This window comes from Arthrobacter sp. zg-Y179 (assembly GCF_020907345.1).
In the GTDB taxonomy this organism is placed as follows: Bacteria; Actinomycetota; Actinomycetes; order Actinomycetales; family Micrococcaceae; genus Arthrobacter_B; species Arthrobacter_B jinronghuae.
This window is the reverse complement of sequence record NZ_JAJJOB010000001.1, coordinates 1-17,040: the sequence shown is the minus strand read 5'-3', so window position 1 is coordinate 17,040 and position 17,040 is coordinate 1. Positions and strand designations below refer to the sequence as shown.

At 64.9% G+C, this 17,040-nt stretch carries 14 protein-coding genes; 8 read left to right on the top strand and 6 right to left on the bottom strand.

The window, feature by feature from the left end:
• Positions 1-69 precede the first annotated feature (69 nt).
• The 5 genes from LOC56_RS00070 to metG all read left to right on the top strand — a co-directional run bounded on the left by LOC56_RS00070 (position 70) and on the right by metG (position 6,989).
• A complete protein-coding gene (locus LOC56_RS00070; RefSeq protein ID WP_229949394.1) occupies positions 70-1,977 on the top strand; it encodes an acetolactate synthase large subunit in 1,908 nt (635 codons plus the stop codon).
• Between the two features lie 3 nt (positions 1,978-1,980).
• Positions 1,981-2,493: an acetolactate synthase small subunit gene (gene ilvN, locus LOC56_RS00065; protein WP_227918205.1), complete on the top strand. Its 513-nt coding sequence runs from the start codon at positions 1,981-1,983 to the stop codon at positions 2,491-2,493.
• Positions 2,494-2,541: 48 nt separating this feature from the next.
• Entirely contained in the window at positions 2,542-3,567 is a 1,026-nt protein-coding gene (ilvC, locus tag LOC56_RS00060; RefSeq protein ID WP_229949392.1) for a ketol-acid reductoisomerase, read from the top strand.
• A 97-nt stretch (positions 3,568-3,664) separates the two neighbouring features.
• A complete protein-coding gene (gene serA / locus LOC56_RS00055; RefSeq protein ID WP_442860029.1) occupies positions 3,665-5,296 on the top strand; it encodes a phosphoglycerate dehydrogenase in 1,632 nt (543 codons plus the stop codon).
• 133 nt (positions 5,297-5,429) lie between these two features.
• Positions 5,430-6,989 carry a methionine--tRNA ligase gene (gene metG / locus LOC56_RS00050; protein WP_229949389.1) on the top strand — a complete coding sequence of 520 codons (1,560 nt, stop codon included), beginning with the start codon at positions 5,430-5,432 and terminating at the stop codon, positions 6,987-6,989.
• Between the two features lie 60 nt (positions 6,990-7,049).
• Here metG and LOC56_RS00045 read toward each other — a convergent pair whose 3' ends face one another.
• From LOC56_RS00045 to LOC56_RS00020, 6 genes are all read right to left on the bottom strand, one after another.
• Complete coding sequence (locus LOC56_RS00045) at positions 7,050-7,562, bottom strand: hypothetical protein (RefSeq protein WP_229949387.1); 513 nt, start codon at positions 7,560-7,562, stop codon at positions 7,050-7,052.
• A 110-nt stretch (positions 7,563-7,672) separates the two neighbouring features.
• Positions 7,673-10,183 (bottom strand): ABC transporter permease, encoded by a 2,511-nt coding sequence (locus tag LOC56_RS00040; RefSeq protein WP_229949385.1) that lies wholly within the window; start codon positions 10,181-10,183, stop codon positions 7,673-7,675.
• A 2-nt stretch (positions 10,184-10,185) separates the two neighbouring features.
• Positions 10,186-10,956 carry an ABC transporter ATP-binding protein gene (locus LOC56_RS00035; protein ID WP_229949383.1) on the bottom strand — a complete coding sequence of 257 codons (771 nt, stop codon included), beginning with the start codon at positions 10,954-10,956 and terminating at the stop codon, positions 10,186-10,188.
• Between the two features lie 68 nt (positions 10,957-11,024).
• Positions 11,025-11,339: an MmcQ/YjbR family DNA-binding protein gene (locus LOC56_RS00030; protein ID WP_229949381.1), complete on the bottom strand. Its 315-nt coding sequence runs from the start codon at positions 11,337-11,339 to the stop codon at positions 11,025-11,027.
• A gap of 4 nt (positions 11,340-11,343) precedes the next feature.
• Complete coding sequence (locus LOC56_RS00025) at positions 11,344-12,027, bottom strand: response regulator transcription factor (RefSeq protein WP_331460884.1); 684 nt, start codon at positions 12,025-12,027, stop codon at positions 11,344-11,346.
• A gap of 44 nt (positions 12,028-12,071) precedes the next feature.
• On the bottom strand, positions 12,072-13,277 hold the full coding sequence (locus LOC56_RS00020) for a sensor histidine kinase (protein WP_229949377.1): 1,206 nt from the start codon (positions 13,275-13,277) through the stop codon (positions 12,072-12,074).
• 132 nt (positions 13,278-13,409) lie between these two features.
• On the opposite strand from LOC56_RS00020, the gene LOC56_RS00015 reads away from it, so the two are divergent.
• The 3 genes from LOC56_RS00015 to LOC56_RS00005 all read left to right on the top strand — a co-directional run bounded on the left by LOC56_RS00015 (position 13,410) and on the right by LOC56_RS00005 (position 16,437).
• Positions 13,410-14,474, top strand: coding sequence for a 3-isopropylmalate dehydrogenase (locus LOC56_RS00015; RefSeq protein WP_229949375.1), 1,065 nt, complete (start codon positions 13,410-13,412; stop codon positions 14,472-14,474).
• A gap of 61 nt (positions 14,475-14,535) precedes the next feature.
• On the top strand, positions 14,536-15,642 hold the full coding sequence (locus LOC56_RS00010; protein ID WP_229949374.1) for a branched-chain amino acid aminotransferase: 1,107 nt from the start codon (positions 14,536-14,538) through the stop codon (positions 15,640-15,642).
• 6 nt (positions 15,643-15,648) lie between these two features.
• Positions 15,649-16,437: an MBL fold metallo-hydrolase gene (locus tag LOC56_RS00005; RefSeq protein ID WP_229949372.1), complete on the top strand. Its 789-nt coding sequence runs from the start codon at positions 15,649-15,651 to the stop codon at positions 16,435-16,437.
• Positions 16,438-17,040: the final 603 nt, after the last annotated feature.

The following is a 17,040-nucleotide window of genomic DNA, read 5'->3' as shown; positions in this document are numbered from 1 at the left end:
GGGCACCACCCGGGCCGGCCGTCGCTTGACCGCATTGACCATGGATTAGCATCCGCAAAGGAAGTTCCGATGAGTAAGGGATCGCCAATCAGCCCTTCGCTGATGGCCTCAAAGGCAAATGCCGCTGCACGCGCTGCGGCAGCCAAGACCAAAGACGTAGCCAGTTCCGTGTCTGCGCATCCGGAAGCCGCGGATGAGCGTATCCAGGGGCCTAACAACACTGTTCCGCCCACCGAGATGACCGGCTCCCAGGCCATCGTCCGTTCGCTCGAGGAACTCGGCGTCGACGAAGTCTTCGGACTGCCCGGCGGCGCCATCCTGCCCACCTATGACCCGCTCATGGATTCCACGAAGATCCGGCACATCCTGGTCCGGCATGAACAGGGCGCCGGCCACGCGGCCGAGGGCTACGCCATGGTGACCGGACGCGCCGGCGTCTGCATCGTGACGTCCGGCCCCGGAGCCACTAACCTTGTCACCGCCATTGCCGACGCGCACATGGACTCGGTCCCGATGGTCGCCATCACCGGCCAGGTCTCCAGCGCGTTCATCGGTTCCGACGCCTTCCAGGAAGCAGACATCGTGGGCATCACCATGCCCATCACGAAGCACTCCTACCTGGTGACGGATGCGGCCGATATTCCCCGCGTGCTGGCCGAGGCCTTCCATATTGCGACGTCGGGCCGTCCCGGTCCGGTCCTTGTGGACATTGCCAAGGACGCGCAGCAGGCGAAGACAACCTTCTCCTGGCCGCCGAAGATCGATCTGCAGGGCTACCGCACCGTGGTCCGCGGACACTCCAAGCAGGTGCGCGAGGCCGCCCGCCTGATTGCCGCCTCGCAGCGTCCCGTGTTCTACGTGGGCGGCGGTGTGCTCAAGGCCAACGCCTCGGCGGAGCTGCTCGAACTGGCTGAACTGGTGGGCGCCCCGGTGGTCACCACCTTGATGGCCCGCGGCGTGTTCCCCGATTCGCACGAACTTCACGTCGGCATGCCCGGGATGCACGGTTCGGTTTCGGCCGTGACCGCCCTGCAGCAGTCGGACCTGCTGATCACCCTCGGCGCCCGCTTCGACGACCGGGTCACTGGGGTGCTGAGCTCCTTCGCACCCGGCGCCAAGGTTATCCACGCGGACATCGACCCGGCGGAAATCTCCAAGAACCGGCCGGCGGATGTGCCGATTGTCGGCTCGGTGAAGGAAATCATCCCCGAACTGGCCGACGCCGTGCGCGGACAGTTCGAAACCGCGAAACCGGACATCTCGGCCTGGTGGGCCGTGCTGAACCGGCTGCGTGAAACCTACCCGATCGGTTACACCACACCCGAAGACGGACTGATTGCCCCGCAGAAAGTCATCGAACGCATCGGTGCGATGACCGGCCCCGAAGGCGTCTATGTGGCCGGCGTGGGCCAGCACCAGATGTGGTCCGCGCAGTTCATCAAGTACGAGCGCCCCCGGGCATGGCTGAACTCCGGCGGACTGGGCACCATGGGCTATTCGGTGCCCGCGGCCATGGGCGCGAAGGTGGGTGCACCGGACCGGGTGGTCTGGGCCATCGACGGCGACGGCTGCTTCCAGATGACCAACCAGGAACTGGCCACCTGCCTGATCAACAACATCCCGATCAAGGTCGCCATCATCAACAACTCCTCGCTGGGCATGGTCCGGCAGTGGCAGACCCTCTTCTACGAGTCCCGCTACTCCAACACGGACCTGAACACCGGGCACGACACCGTGCGGATCCCGGACTTCGTCAAGCTGGCCGAGGCGTACGGCTGCGTGGGCCTGCGCTGCGAACGCGACGAGGATATCGACGCGACCATCGCGCAGGCGCTGGAGATCAACGACCGACCCGTCGTGATCGACTTCGTGGTCAGCCGGGACTCCATGGTGTGGCCGATGGTTCCCACCGGCGTCAGCAATGACCTGATCCAGATTGCCCGCAACATGACTCCCACCTGGGAAGAGGAGGACTAGGACATGGCCCGCCACACCCTTTCCGTGCTGGTAGAAGATGTTCCCGGCGTGCTGACCCGGGTCGCCTCGTTGTTCGCCCGCCGGGCATTCAACATCAATTCGCTCGCCGTGGGCCCTTCGGAGGTGCCGGGCATGTCCCGCATCACCGTGGTGGTCGACGCCGAGGGCGACCTGCTCGAGCAGGTCACCAAACAGCTGAACAAGCTCATCAACGTCATCAAGATTGTCGAGCTGGTTCCAGATTCTTCCGTGCAGCGGGACCACATCCTGGTCAAGGTCCGCGCGGATGCCGCAACCCGGCTGCAGGTAACCCAGGCAGCCGAGCTGTTCCGCGCCTCGATAGTGGATGTCTCCACCGACTCGCTCATCGTCGAGGCAACAGGCACCGCCGACAAGCTCAACGCACTGCTCTCGGTGCTTGAGCCCTTCGGCATCCGCGAAATAGTCCAATCCGGAACCCTGGCCGTTGCCCGCGGATCAAAATCCATGAGCGACCGCGCGCTGCGCAGCGCCTGAGTTCCACCACAGACCCTTGTCCTTAGAAACCAGTAGGAGATAACCAAAGTGACTGACATGTATTACGACGACGACGCTGACCTGTCGATCATCCAGGGCCGTACCGTCGCCGTCATCGGCTACGGAAGCCAGGGCCACGCCCACGCCCTCAGCCTGCGCGACTCCGGCGTGGACGTCCGCGTGGGGCTCAAGGAAGGTTCCGCCTCGCGTGCCAAGGCCGAGGCCGAGGGCCTGCGGGTGCTGAACGTGGCGGACGCCGTCGCCGAAGCGGACCTGATCATGGTGCTGACGCCTGACCAGGTGCAGCGTTTCGTCTACTCAGAGGAAATCGCCCCGAACCTGCAGGCCGGCGACGCCCTGTTCTTCGGCCACGGCTTCAACATCCGCTACGGCTACATCCAGCCGCCGGCCGACGTCGACGTCGCGCTCGTGGCACCCAAGGGCCCGGGCCACATTGTGCGCCGCGAATTCGAAGCCGGCCGCGGCGTCCCGGACCTGATCGCCGTCGAGCAGAACCCCTCCGGAACCGCCAAGGAACTGGCCCTGTCCTATGCCAAGGCCATCGGCGGCACCCGCGCCGGTGTCATCGAAACCACCTTCACCGAAGAAACGGAAACGGACCTCTTCGGCGAGCAGGCAGTGCTCTGCGGCGGTGCGTCGCAGTTGATCCAGTACGGCTTCGAAACCCTGACCGAGGCCGGCTACCAGCCGGAGGTCGCGTACTTCGAGGTGCTGCACGAACTGAAGCTGATCGTGGACCTGATGGTCGAAGGCGGCATTGCCAAGCAGCGCTGGAGCGTCTCGGACACCGCCGAATACGGCGACTACGTCTCCGGCCCGCGCGTCATCGACGAGCACGTGAAGGAAAACATGAAGGCCGTCCTGGCGGACATCCAGAACGGTGCCTTCGCCAAGCGCTTCATCGATGACCAGGACGCCGGCGCCCCCGAGTTCAAGGCACTGCGCAAGAAGGGCGAGGACCACCCCATCGAATCCACCGGCCGCGAACTGCGCAAGCTCTTCTCCTGGATCAAGAACGACGACGATTACACCGAGGGCTCGGTCGCCCGCTAGTCCTGCGCGCTAAGCTCGAAAAGCAAGCCTGATCGGCAAGGAGGCCGGGCCCCACGGGTCCGGCCTCCTGCGTGAAAACCCCCAACACAATCTCCCAATGCAAAGAAATCTTCCAAGTGTAAAGAGGTCATCGGTGTCTGCCACCAAACCAGTCGTACTCCTTGCGGAGGAACTCTCGCCCGCCACCGTCGAGGCCCTGGGCCCCGATTTCGATATCCGGACCACCGACGGCGCCGACCGATCCCAGCTCCTGTCCGCGATTGCCGACGTCGACGCCATCCTCGTGCGGTCCGCCACGCAGGTGGACGCCGAGGCGATCGCCGCCGCCAAGAACCTCAAGGTTATTGCCCGGGCGGGCGTGGGCCTGGACAACGTGGATATCAAGGCGGCCACGCAGGCCGGCGTGATGGTGGTCAACGCGCCGACGTCGAACATCATTTCTGCGGCGGAACTTACGGTGGGGCACATCGTGTCCCTGGCCCGGAACATCCCGCAGGCCAGCGCCGCCCTGAAGAACGGCGAATGGAAGCGCTCCAAGTACAGCGGAACCGAACTGTTCGAAAAGAAGATCGGCATCATCGGACTGGGCCGCATCGGCGCACTGGTGGCCGCCCGGATGCAGGGTTTCGGCACCGAGATCCTCGCCTATGACCCGTACGTCACGTCCGCCCGCGCCGCCCAGCTGAATGTCCGGCTGGTGTCCCTCGACGAGCTGCTCGCCGAGTCCGACTTCGTCACCATCCACATGCCCAAGACCCCCGAAACCCTGGGCATGCTCGGCGCCGAGGCGTTCGAGAAGATGAAGGACACCGCTTACGTGGTGAACGTGGCCCGCGGCGGACTCGTGGACGAAGCAGCCCTGTTTGAGGCGCTGCAGGCAGGAAAGATCGCCGGCGCCGGCGTCGATGTGTTCGTCAAGGAACCCAGCACCGACCTGCCCTTCTTCGCGCTGGACAACGTGGTGGTCACCCCGCACCTGGGCGCCTCCACCGCCGAAGCGCAGGAAAAGGCCGGCATCTCGGTGGCGAAGTCCGTCCGCCTGGCGCTGGCCGGGGAACTGGTGCCCGACGCCGTGAACGTGGCCGGCGGGGTCATTGCCGAGGACGTCCGGCCGGGCATCCCGCTGATCGAAAAGCTGGGCCGGATCTTCACCGCCCTGGCCTCCGATTCCGTGACCGCCATCGACATCGAGGTAGCCGGAGAAATCGCCGCCCTCGACGTGAAGGCACTGGAGCTGGCGGCGCTGAAGGGCATCTTCACGGACATCGTGTCCGAGCAGGTTTCCTACGTGAATGCTCCGGTCCTCGCCGAACAGCGCGGCATCGAGGTCCGGCTGCTGACCACCCCGGACGTGGACGACTACCGCAACCTGCTGACCATCCGCGGCGCCCTGTCGGACGGCACCCGGCTGGAAGTGGCCGGCACCCTTACGGGCCCCAAGCAGATCCAGAAGCTCGTGGGCGTAAACGGGTACGACCTCGAAATCCCCATCAGCGAGCACCTGGTGGTGCTGCTCTACCAGGACCGTCCCGGCGTCATCGGCGCCCTGGGCCGGGTCCTTGGTGAAAAGAACATCAACATTGCCGGCATGCAGGTGGCCCGCAACTCTGAGGGCGGCCAGGCCCTGTCGCTGCTGACCGTGGATTCCTCGGTACCGCAGGACGTGCTGGAAGCGCTGAAGCTCGAAATCGGCGCCAGCGTGGCCCGCGAGGTTGACCTGCAGGACTAGCAGCACAGCCGCTGTCCGCAGGGCAGGACAGTACCGCCGGAAGGCCGGTCCCCTGAGGGGGCCGGCCTTCTCGCTTTCGGACCCGGACTGCCCCAAAGCGACACCGGCGGGTAAAACAGGGTAATTTTCTTATGTGACTTCTTCCGATTCCAAGACCCCGTTCTACATCACCACGGCCATCTCCTACCCCAACGGCGAACCCCACATCGGGCACGCCTACGAACACATCGCCACGGACGCCATGGCCCGCTTCAAGCGCCTGGACGGCTACGACGTGTTCTTTATGACGGGCACGGACGAGCACGGCCTGAAGATGCAGCAGTCCGCGGACAAGGAAGGCGTTACCGCCAAGGAACTTGCGGACCGCAACTCCGCCGCCTTCAAGCAGATGGAAGCGGACATGGGAACCTCCTATGACCGGTTCATCCGTACCACCGACGCGGACCACTACGCCGCCGCCCAGGCCATCTGGAAGCGGATGGAGGACAACGGGGACATCTACCTCTCCAAGTACTCCGGCTGGTACTCCGTCCGGGATGAGGCGTACTACACCGAGGACGAGACCGAAGTCCGCGAGGACGGCGTCCGTTACTCCAAGGAAACCGACACCGAGGTGACCTGGACGGAAGAGGAAAGCTACTTCTTCCGCCTCTCCGCCTACCAGGACAAGCTGCTGGCCCTGTACGAGGCGCAGCCGGACTTCGCGGCCCCGCGCTCGAGGTTCAACGAGGTCATCAGCTTCGTCAAGGGCGGCCTGGAAGACCTCTCCATTTCCCGCACCACCTTCGACTGGGGCGTCCCGGTGCCGGGCAACCCGGACCATGTGATGTACGTCTGGGTGGACGCGCTGACCAACTACCTCACCGGCGTCGGCTTCCCGGATACCGAAAGTGAAGCCTTCAAGAAGTACTGGCCCGCCGATGTGCACGTGATCGGTAAGGACATTTCCCGCTTCCACGCCATTTTCTGGCCGGCATTCCTGATGTCCGCGAAGCTGGAACTGCCGAAGCGGATCATGATCCACGGCTTCCTGCACAACAAGGGCGTCAAGATGTCCAAGTCGCTGGGCAACGTGGTGGCACCGAAGCAGTGGGCCGAGCAGTACGGCCTGGACTCGGTCCGGTTCTTCCTGCTGCGCGAGGTCCCCTTCGGTGCGGACGGCTCGTACAACCACGACGCCGTCGTCGGCCGGATGAACTCCGACCTCGCCAACAACCTGGGCAACCTCGCCCAGCGCTCCCTGTCCATGGTGGCCAAGAACTGCGGAGCAGCGGTACCGCAGCCCGGTGTCTTCACGCCGGAGGACACTGCCCTGTTGGAGGCAGCCGGAAACCTCCTGCAGATTTCCCGTGAAGCGTACGAAGTCCAGGATTTCCACGGCGCGCTGGAAGCCACGTGGAAGGTCCTCGGCGACACCAACGCCTACTTCGCCGATCAGGCACCGTGGGTGCTGCGGAAGACCGACGTCGAGCGCATGAACACCGTGCTCTACGTAACGCTGGAGGTGCTGCGCATCGTAGCTATCCTGATCCAGCCGGTGATGCCGGGCAGCGCGGCTAAGCTGCTCACGGTCCTGGGCCAGGACGACGACGCCGCCCGGCAGTTCAGTGCGATCGCCGCGCCGCTGGTGCCGGGTACCCCGCTGCCGGCTCCGACGCCCATCTTCCCGAAGTACGAAGAACCGGCCGAATAGGCCGCGACAGCAAAACACCCCCGGCAGATTGCCGGGGGTGTTTTTGTTCTACTGAGCAGGTCAGGCGGATCCGGCGGAGCCGAGGAACCGCTGCGCGGCCGTCTGCTCCATCACGCCGGCTACATCCTCCTGCTGCCGGCGGGCGGTTTCCGTGAGTTCCTGCAGGCGGGCCGTGTTGAACCGGTGGTCCTTGGCCGAAAGCACCAGCAGGGTCCGCCACAGGGATTCCTTCATCCGCACCAGTGACTGCAGGGACTCCAATTCCAGCTGTCCTGTGGCGCCGCCGCCGGTGCTGAGCGGATTCAGCGGACCCAGCTTGCCGGCCGCGGCCCCCACCATGGCCGCAGCCGCCTTCAGCTTGCTGCGCGAATAGCCCAGCGCGTGGATCAGGGATTCCAGTTCGTCGCGTTCGTCCGAAATTTCTTCCGCGAGCCGCGCGAAGGTTTCCTCATAGGGCGACCCCTCCCAGGTGCGCTGTGCGGCGGTGAAAAGACGGACGCCCGTCTCTGCCCCGACCAGATGGTCATCAAGGTAGGCCGCCAGTGATTCATGTTCCGTCTGGGACTGCTGCATATGCTCTCCTCACGTCGTCCGGATGCATCCAGTGGTGCCGGCTGAAATCAGCCTGCTTAGTAATTCATCCTGTCAATATCCTTGCAGATCGGCGCCCGGACCGCGAGGAGCTAGTCCGCTGCCAGCCCGGCCACGGGGGAGAGCCGTGCCGCGCGGCGGGCAGGCAGCACCGAGGCAGCGAGTCCGGCCAGGAGCGCGACGGCCAGGACCGCGAGCAGCTGCAGCCAGGGCAGCGACAGTGCCACGGTGGTGAAGGAACCCAGTGCGGATTCCGCTCCCAGCCAGCCGTAGAGCGAGCCCAGGATGCTGCCCATCAGGGCAGCCACCCCGGCAATCAGCACGGCTTCCAGTGCGAGCATGCCGCGCAGCTGGCCGCGGGTCAGGCCGAGTGCGCGCAGCAACGAGGATTCCCGGGTGCGTTCCAGGACAGACAGGGAGAGGGTGTTGGCCACACCCACCAGGGCAATCACCACTGCCACTCCCAGCAGCCCGGTGACCACCATCAGCAGGACATTGATGACCTGCTCAAAAGCACCCCGCTCAATGGCCGAACCTGAAACCTGGTAGTCGTCCACGTCCAGCGCCGCGGCTAGATCGGTACGCAGGTCCATCAGCTCGTTGGTGTTCAAGCCGTCCGTCACAGTCAGCCACAGCTGCGGCTGCGGGGGATACATGTCTTCCGCTGCCGCGGCCGGCATACCGCCCAGGGTTTCAGCAGTCTCGCTGCTGATCAGCGGCTTCAGCTGGCGGCTGTCCGAGACCACCACCTTCAGCTCGACGCTCTTGGCCGCCCCCTGAACCGTCAGGGTTTCCTCCGTGGTTCCCTGCGGCATCAGAATGACGCCGGCCTCCAGCGCCAGGGCTGAATCATGGAGTACCTTCGCAGCGTCGGCAGGGTCGAGGGCATACACACCGTACGGTCCGTATTCCGTCTCGGTCATGCCGGCCGTAGGGACCAGCACCGCTTCCTGCACACCCTGCACGGCACGTGCCGCCTTGACGTCTGCGGAAGTAAAAGGCGGCACGTCGGTGGGACCGTCGATGCTGACGTCCACCGGGTACTCCGCCGCCAGCACGTCGTCAAGGGAGGTCCGGACGGTGGCAGCGCCGGTCATCATCATGGTCACCAGGGTGACGCCGATCAGCAGGGCGGAGGAGGTGGCGGAGGTGCGCTGGGGGTTGCGGACGGCATTGAGTGCCGCCAGCTTGCCCGGCACACCCAACGGCGCCGCGATCCTGCCGACGGTACGCACCAGGGATGGAACAAAGAGGGTGGCGCACATCAGCACACCCACGAAGCTGAGCATGCCGCCGGGCAAGGCAATGAGCAGGTTGCCTTTCACCGCGCCTGCAGCCAGCAGCGCAGCGCCGCCGGCCAGCAGCACCAACCCGATACCCAGACGGACATGTCCACGTCGAGTCCCGGCGCGGACGTCGTCGGCCGGACGCAGGGCTGCAAGGGGTGCAACGGCTGTGGCGGCGCGTGCCGGAACCAGCGACGCCAGGACGGTCAGCGCGATGCCGACGCCCAGTCCGGCGATGACGGACAGCGGGGAGACCGCCAGGGTTGCGAAGCCGCTCTCCGGAATGTTCTTCAGGTAGGCGACAATGCCGCCAATGAGTGCAATGGCTGCGAGGACTCCGGCCACTGAGGCCACGATGCCAACGATCAGTGCTTCCACGATGACGGAGCGGCGGATCTGTGAACGGGCGGCGCCAATGCATCGGAGAAGGGCGAGCTCCCGGGTGCGCTGGGCCACCAGCACCGAGAAGGTATTGGAGACCACCAGGGCACAGACCAGCAGCGCCACGGCAGCGAAGGCCAGCAGGATCGTGGTGAGGATATCTTCCCCTCCGGTGTAGGAAGCAACCATTTCGTCCGTCTGCTCCTGCGCGGTGCGGACGTACACACCCTCCAAACCGCTCACGTCCTGCTGGAGCGCTGCGCGGACGTCGCCCACCGCGGCACCGTCTGCCAATGCCACCTGGATACTGCTGAAACCGGACTCCGGCTCGGCGAACCCCGCCACCGTGGCGGAGGTTGAATACAGCTGCGGGGTCCCCATGATCCGGGGATCCTTGGACGGGGACACCAAAGCCGTGACCGTCAGCTCGGCCATATGCTGCTCACCTGTCGGGTCATCGATAAAGGCGGTCAGGGGCAGTACCGATCCCTCGGCCAGCTCGTGGCGCTCCGCGGTGTCCTTGTCCACGGCCACTTCGTTGTCCGCAATGGGCAGCGTGCCCTGCAGCACTTCCACCGGGAAGAGGTCGGCGTAGTCGGAGGTGTTGCCCAGCTGGGCGAAATTGCTGTCCCGGTCCTCGCCGAAGGTGACGAAGGCCTGCCGGGCGGCGTAGACGCCGTCCACGCCGGGGGTGTCGCGGACCAAGGCCGCGGTGTCTTCATCCAATACGGCGGCATCCGCGCTGTACATATCGCCGGTAACGAGCAGATCCGCGTTCCGGTACGCCTCGCCAACGCTCTGCGTCAGTGAGGCCTTGGACGAGGAATTGATGATGAGGGTTGCGGTGAGGAAGCCGACGGCAATCAGCACCGCCAGGGAAACGGCGATGAACCGCCGGGCATTCAGGCGCACCTGCGCCAGGGCTACCTGCAGCATGCTTATGCCCCCAGCTGGGTGAGGGCGGCGAGCACGGACTCGGGGGTCGGCTGCACCAGTTCCCCGACCAGCTCGCCGTCGTTCATCAGGACCACCCGGTCCGCGTAGGAAGCGGCCACGGGGTCATGGGTGACCATGATGATGCTCTGGCCGAACTCCTTGGTGGAGCGGCGGAGGAGTGAGAGTACTTCGGCGCCGGACTTGGAATCCAGGTTGCCGGTGGGCTCATCGCCGAAGAGCACGTGCGGGCGGGTCAGCAGGGCGCGGGCGACGGCGACGCGCTGCTGCTGTCCGCCGGAAAGCTCATGCGGGCGGTGCCGGAGCCGGTCCCGGAGTCCCAGGGTCTCCGTGATGAAGTCCAGCCATTCGCGGTCCACGGTGCCGCTGGCCAGGGATACCGGCAGCGTAATGTTCTGCTCCGCGGTCAGGGTGGGCACCAGGTTGAAGGACTGGAAAACAAACCCCACGCTGTCGCGGCGCAGGCGGGTGAGATCGGCGTCCTTCAGCCCGGTGATTTCGGTGCCGCCTACCCAGATACGGCCCGAGTCCGCAGAGTCCAGGCCCGCCAGACAGTGCATCAAGGTGGATTTTCCGGAGCCGGAGGGGCCCATGATTGCCGTGAAGGTACCGGTTTCGAAGCTTACGTCCACATCCTTCAGTGCATGGACGCGGGTGTCACCGGTTCCGTAGGTCTTGTTCAGGAGCTGGGCGGCGGCGGCAAGACGCGGTTTTCCGGCGCCGGCCGCAGGGGAATGCTGTGCAAGTGATGTCATACCGCCAGAGTATGGATCAGCCAGGGGTGCCCACATCGGAGGGCAGGCGGGTCCTTCTCCGCCGTGTCTCATACCGTGGGTGGAAGCGGCCCGGCCAGCCGGTAGGACTCCTGGAGCAATTCGGATAGTTCGTCCGGGGGCAGGTGCTGCAACCGGGCCAGGAGGAGCAAGGGGGACCGGTCGTGGTGCGGCGTCCAATAAAATAGGTCCGGCTGCAGCGCCGCCAGCGCCTCGCGTTCGGCGCTCTTCACGGTCAGGACGTTTTCCTCCCACATCCGTGCCATCAGGGTACGGGCAAACCAGGCCGGCTGTTTCCAGCTCAGGCGCTCGGTCACACCGGGGAGGGAGAGGCAGATGGAGCGAACGTCGTCGACCGTGACCATGTCCCTAGGGTGCGACAATCCCCGTCTCGTAGGCAATGACTACTGCCTGTACCCGGTCCCGGGCCTCCAGCTTGGCCAGGATATGGCCCACATGGGTTTTCACGGTGGCTTCGGACAGGTACAGCTTCGCCGCGATTTCCGGATTGGACAGGCCCTGCGCAATCAGGGTGAACACCTCGTGTTCGCGGGGGGTCAGGGAAGCGACGGCGTCGGCATGCCGGCTGCCCGGAGCGCCGGCCGTGCGCAGCAGGGGAGCGACATGGTCCAGCAGGCGGCGCGTGGTTGACGGTGCAATCACGGCGTCCCCGCGGTACACGGTCCGGATAGCCTCCAGGAGTTCCTCGGGCGGTGCGTCCTTCAGCAGGAAACCGCTGGCCCCTGCGTGGATGGCGGTGAGCGCGTATTCGTCCAGGTCGAAGGTGGTCAGGACTACCACCTTCGGTCCGCTGCCGTTGTCCGAGTCCAGAATCCGGGAGGTGGCTTCGATGCCGTCCATGCCGGGCATACGTACGTCCATCAGTACGACGTCGGCGGACACGGCTGACAGCGCAGCCAGCGCCTCGCGTCCGTTACCGGCTTCGGCAACAACCTTGAGGTCCGGCTGGGAATTGATCAGCATCCGGAAACCGCCGCGCACCAGCTGCTGGTCATCCACGAGGAGTACCCGGATGGGGGCTGCGGGCTGGATGGACGGGTCGGACGCTGCCGTCCAGGGGGAATCCGGCACTGGTGCTAGGCCTCCGTGTAGGGAATGAATGCTTCAACGCGGAATCCTCCGCCGGCCGCAGGGGCGGCCTTCAACGTTCCATCGTAGAGGGACAGCCGCTCGGCCATGCCCCTGATGCCCTGCCCGGCGCCGTCGTCGTGCAGCGCCGACGCCGCGCCCAGCCCGTCGTCGAGGACGCCCAGTTTCAGTCCGGCAGGAGTCCAGTGCAGGGCTATCTTCGCGCTCGCCTTCGGTCCTGCGTGTTTGAGTACGTTCGTGAGGGATTCCTGGATCACGCGGTAGGCGGTCAGCTCCGCGCCGGGCGGCAAGGGGCGCCGCGGCGTTCCCGTGATGCTGAGGGCGGTGTCCAGTCCGCTCCGTTTGACGGACTCCAGCAGTTCCTCCATATCGGCCAGAGAAGGGAGGGGACGGGTGGAAGCGGCTTCGTCGCCCCGCAATACGCCAAGCAGGCGGCGCATCTCCCGCAGGGAACTTCGGCCGGTTTCGGCAATCACGCCCAGTGTCTTCGGTGCGATCTCCGGGTCCTCGGCGCTCGCATACCGGGCGCCGTCGGCCTGGGTGATGATTACGGAGAGTGAGTGCGCCACGATGTCGTGCATTTCACGGGCGATGTGGCTGCGTTCATCGGCGGCGGCGAGTTCACGTTCCTGCTGGCGTTCGATTTCCAAACGGCGGGCACGGTCCTGGAGCGCCTGCACCGCGAGACGCCGGGTGCGGGCGAGGTCACCGAACGTCCACGCCACCAGGACCACGGCTTCGATGGCGATGACGAGGATGGCCATCGGGACGAACCCGGTAGTTCCCGGAAGCTCGCCTTTCAGGGCCGGGGCAACGAAGTACTGCAGCACAAAGAGCACGCCGCCTATCATGGCCAGGGCCAGCCCGGCCAGACTCGCCCAGCGCGGGGCAAAGACTGCCAGGGAATACACGGTGACCAGCACGAAGATGTCTGCGGGCAGGCCGGTGACCGGGACCAGGAAGAGCTGGAGGACACAGGCGCAAGCCTGGACGGCGGCTGCCGTCACCGGATGGCTCCGGCGCCAGGCCAGGCTCATGCAGATGACCGCGGACAGGAAGAACTCGACGTATTGTCCTCCTCTAGCCAGCAGGAAGGGGACGGCAAAGATGAGTGCGGCAGCTATTGCCTGCCAGAGATTTACTTTCCCGGGGTTCGCCTGCAGCCAGGCATAGAGTCGTCGGTGCACGAGCATGGAAACCAACTGTAGGGGTGTCCGGGGCATCCGCGCGTCATACTGCGGGCTGAACTCCTGGACTACTGCGAGGGTGTCCACGATGCGGGACGGGTTGCCCGGTATCTGGACCGGTTTCCTAGGATGGGCAGCATGAGCGAAGAAACACCCCGAACCATTTCCCTGGCCGTTATCCCCGGAGACGGGATTGGGCCCGAAGTCACGGCCGAAGCAGTAAAGGTGCTGCTGGCAGTCACCGGCGGCAGCCCCGTCCGGTTCGAGCTGACGGAGTACCCGCTGGGGGCCGAGCACTGGCTGGAAACCGGGGAAACCCTTCCCGAGCACACCCTGCAAGCACTCAAGGAACATGACGCCATCCTGTTCGGCGCCGTAGGGGCCGCACCCGGAGACACCCTCGTCCCCTCCGGGCTGATTGAACGCGAACTGCTGCTGAAGCTGCGGTTCAGCCTGGACCACTATGTCAACCTGCGGCCCTCCCGCCTGTACCCGGGAGTGAAGGGCCCGCTGGCTGACCCCGGAAACGTGGACTTTATTGTGGTGCGCGAAGGTACCGAAGGTCCCTACGCCGGCAACGGGGGAGTGCTGCGGGAAGGAACCCCGCAGGAAATCGCCACCGAGGTATCCCTGAACACCGCCTACGGCGTGGAACGGGTCGTCCGCGATGCCTTCCAGCGGGCCGCCGCCCGGCCGCGCCGCCACCTGACCCTGGTGCACAAGCACAACGTGCTGGTGAACGCCGGCCGGCTCTGGAAGCGCACGGTGGAGAAGGTGGCGCAGGAGTTCCCCGAGGTCACCCATGACTATCTGCACGTAGACGCTGCCACCATTTTCATGGTGAGCGATCCGTCACGGTTCGACGTGATTGTCACCGACAACCTGTTCGGCGACATCATTACGGACCTGGCGGCTGCGATCACCGGCGGTATCGGTCTGGCGGCCTCCGGGAACATCAACATGGACCGCACCTTCCCGTCCATGTTCGAGCCGGTCCACGGGTCCGCACCGGATATTGCCGGTGAGCAAAAGGCCGATCCCACGGCAGCCATCCTCTCGGCTGCCCTGCTGCTGCAGCACCTGGGCTTCGACGATGAAGCAGCCAAGGTGGAGCGGGCAGTGGAAAAGGATCTTTCCGGCCGGGACGGAACGCGGCGTAGCACCGCCGAGGTCGGCGATGCCATCGCCGCCGCGGTGTCATAAGCTCGTTGGTAGCCAATAAGCAGTCGTAGAACGGGTTTTTGCCGTTCACAGTGGAGGAATCATGACCGTCAGCGCACTGGAATTTTCCCAGGAGCTTTCCACCAATCCCAAGCCCGCCGCCGAGCGTGCCGCCATCCTGGCAAACCCCGGGTTCGGCGACTACTTCACCGACCACACCGCCGTCATTGACTGGAAGGCGGGGGAATCTGGTGAGCAGGGGTGGCAGAACGCGCGCATTGAGCCCTACGGCCCCATCTCCATCGATCCTGCCGCCGGCGTGCTGCACTACGGCCAGGAGATTTTCGAGGGCCTGAAGGTTTACCGCCATGCAGACGGTTCAGTGGTGAGTTTCCGGCCGGAAGCCAATGCGGCCCGCTTGAACCTTTCCGCCCGCCGGCTTGCCCTGCCGGAACTGCCCGAGGAACTTTTCCTGGAGTCCATCCGCCAGCTGGTGGCACTGGACAAGGACTGGATCCCCGATGGTGAGGGCGCCGCGCTGTACCTGCGGCCGTTCATGATTGCCACCGAGGCCTTCCTCGGCGTGCGTCCTGCCCGCGAGGTGTCCTACCGCGTCATTGCTTCCCCGGCCGGAAACTACTTCGGCGGGGAACTGAAGCCCGTATCCATCTGGCTCTCCACCAAGTACGCCCGCGCAGGCCGTGGCGGCACAGGCGAAGCCAAGTGCGGCGGTAACTACGCGGCGTCGCTCATTGCCCAGATGGAAGGCGAAGCGAACGGCTGCAAGCAGGTGCTCTTCCTGGACGAATTCAATGACAACGCCGTTGAAGAACTGGGCGGCATGAACGTCTTCTTCGTCTTCAAGGACGGCCGCCTGGTCACGCCGGCCCTGTCCGGCACCATCCTGCACGGCATTACCCGCTCGTCCGTGCTGCAGCTGGGCCGCGACCGAGGCATGGACGTCCAGGAACGCAAGATCACCCTGGATGAATGGCGCGAGGGCATTGCCTCCGGCGACATCACCGAAGTGTTCGCGTGCGGCACGGCCGCCGTCATCACACCGATCGGCCAGCTGAAGTCCGAGGATGAGGTGATCGGCTCAGCGGATTCCAAGCCCGGAGAAGTAACCATGTCCATTCGCGAGCAGCTGCTCGGCATCCAGACCGGCACCGTGGAGGATACCCACGGCTGGCTGACCCGTCTGGCCTAGGAAACCATGACAATGCTTCCGGAATCCGGAGTGGTCCGCAGCAGTGACCTGACCCGCGTAAGGCTGGCGCCGAACCCGGGTCCCATGTCGCTGGACGGTACCAACAGCTACATTGTGGCTGCCCCCGGATCCGGAAGCACGGTGGTGGTGGACCCCGGCCCCCAGGACGAAGGGCACCTCCAGGCACTCGCGGAGGCCGGAACCGTGGAGCTGGTGCTCATCACCCACCGGCACCTAGACCACACGGAGGCCAGCAAACGTTTCGCAGAACTGACCGGAGCTCCGGTGCGGGCGTTTGATCCCGCTTTCTGCGTTTCAGGCAAACCGCTGACTGCCGATGAAGAGATCTCGGCCGCAGGCGTGGACATCCGGGTCCTTGCGGCTCCGGGCCACACCTCGGATTCGGTCTGCTTCTGGCTTCCCGACGACGGCGCCAACGGTTCCGTCCTGACGGGGGACACCATCCTGGGGCGGGGGACTACCGTGCTGGATTACCCGGACGGAAACCTCGGCGATTATCTGGACACGCTGGATATGCTCTCTCGCCTTGGACCGGCCATGGTGCTTCCCGGACACGGACCGGTTCAGGCGGACCTCAGTTCCCTGGTCCTGACCTACCGCGACCACCGCGAAGAGCGTCTGGAACAAATCCGGACAGCTCTGGAACAAGCCGGCCCGGGTGCAGGTGCGGGGGAGATCGCTGACCTGGTCTACTCCGATGTGCCGGCCAACGTTCGCCGTGCGGCGGAACTCTCGGTGGCCGCACAGCTTGCCTATCTTCGGAAGGGCAGCTGACGAAGGCGCCCTTCTATCGCCAGTCGCACGCAGCGGCTCCGGATGTGACGAGGAAAACCGGCTCCGGGCTTGCATAGGGGCTGCCGCCCAGTCCTAGAATGGACATATCGGCCGCAGGGCAGGGGACAGTAAAAGCGTCCCGAAGCTTGTGCGGCGGATCACTTCGAACCGGTTTGCAAGGACCGGAAGCGATGTGTAAAGTTACATGAGTCGCCGCGGCCGGGACGCTGGAAAAGCACCCGAGCATGGCGGCCAAACCCCAACAAAAAACAGAGTCCAACCAGTGCGCGCCCTTCGCGGGGCCGGTGGGAAAGACTCCGGTTGATGCTGGGTCCGGAACGGCGGAAAACGCTTTTCACGGGGTCCCGACGAGGGAAACCGAGAATTGCAAAAAACGCCGGAATGGAATAAGATATAAAATCATTGCAGCGAAGAAGAAAAGGAAAACATTGTTTTCCCGAGTATTTTCGGATTGCGTCTGTTGTTTGAGAACTCAATAGTGTGCCAAGTTTATTGATACCAATTTATTTTGATTGGTTGAACAGGCCGTTTCCGCCCACCCCGTGGGTATGGGACGGTTTTTTTAGCCGGTTTCGAATTTAG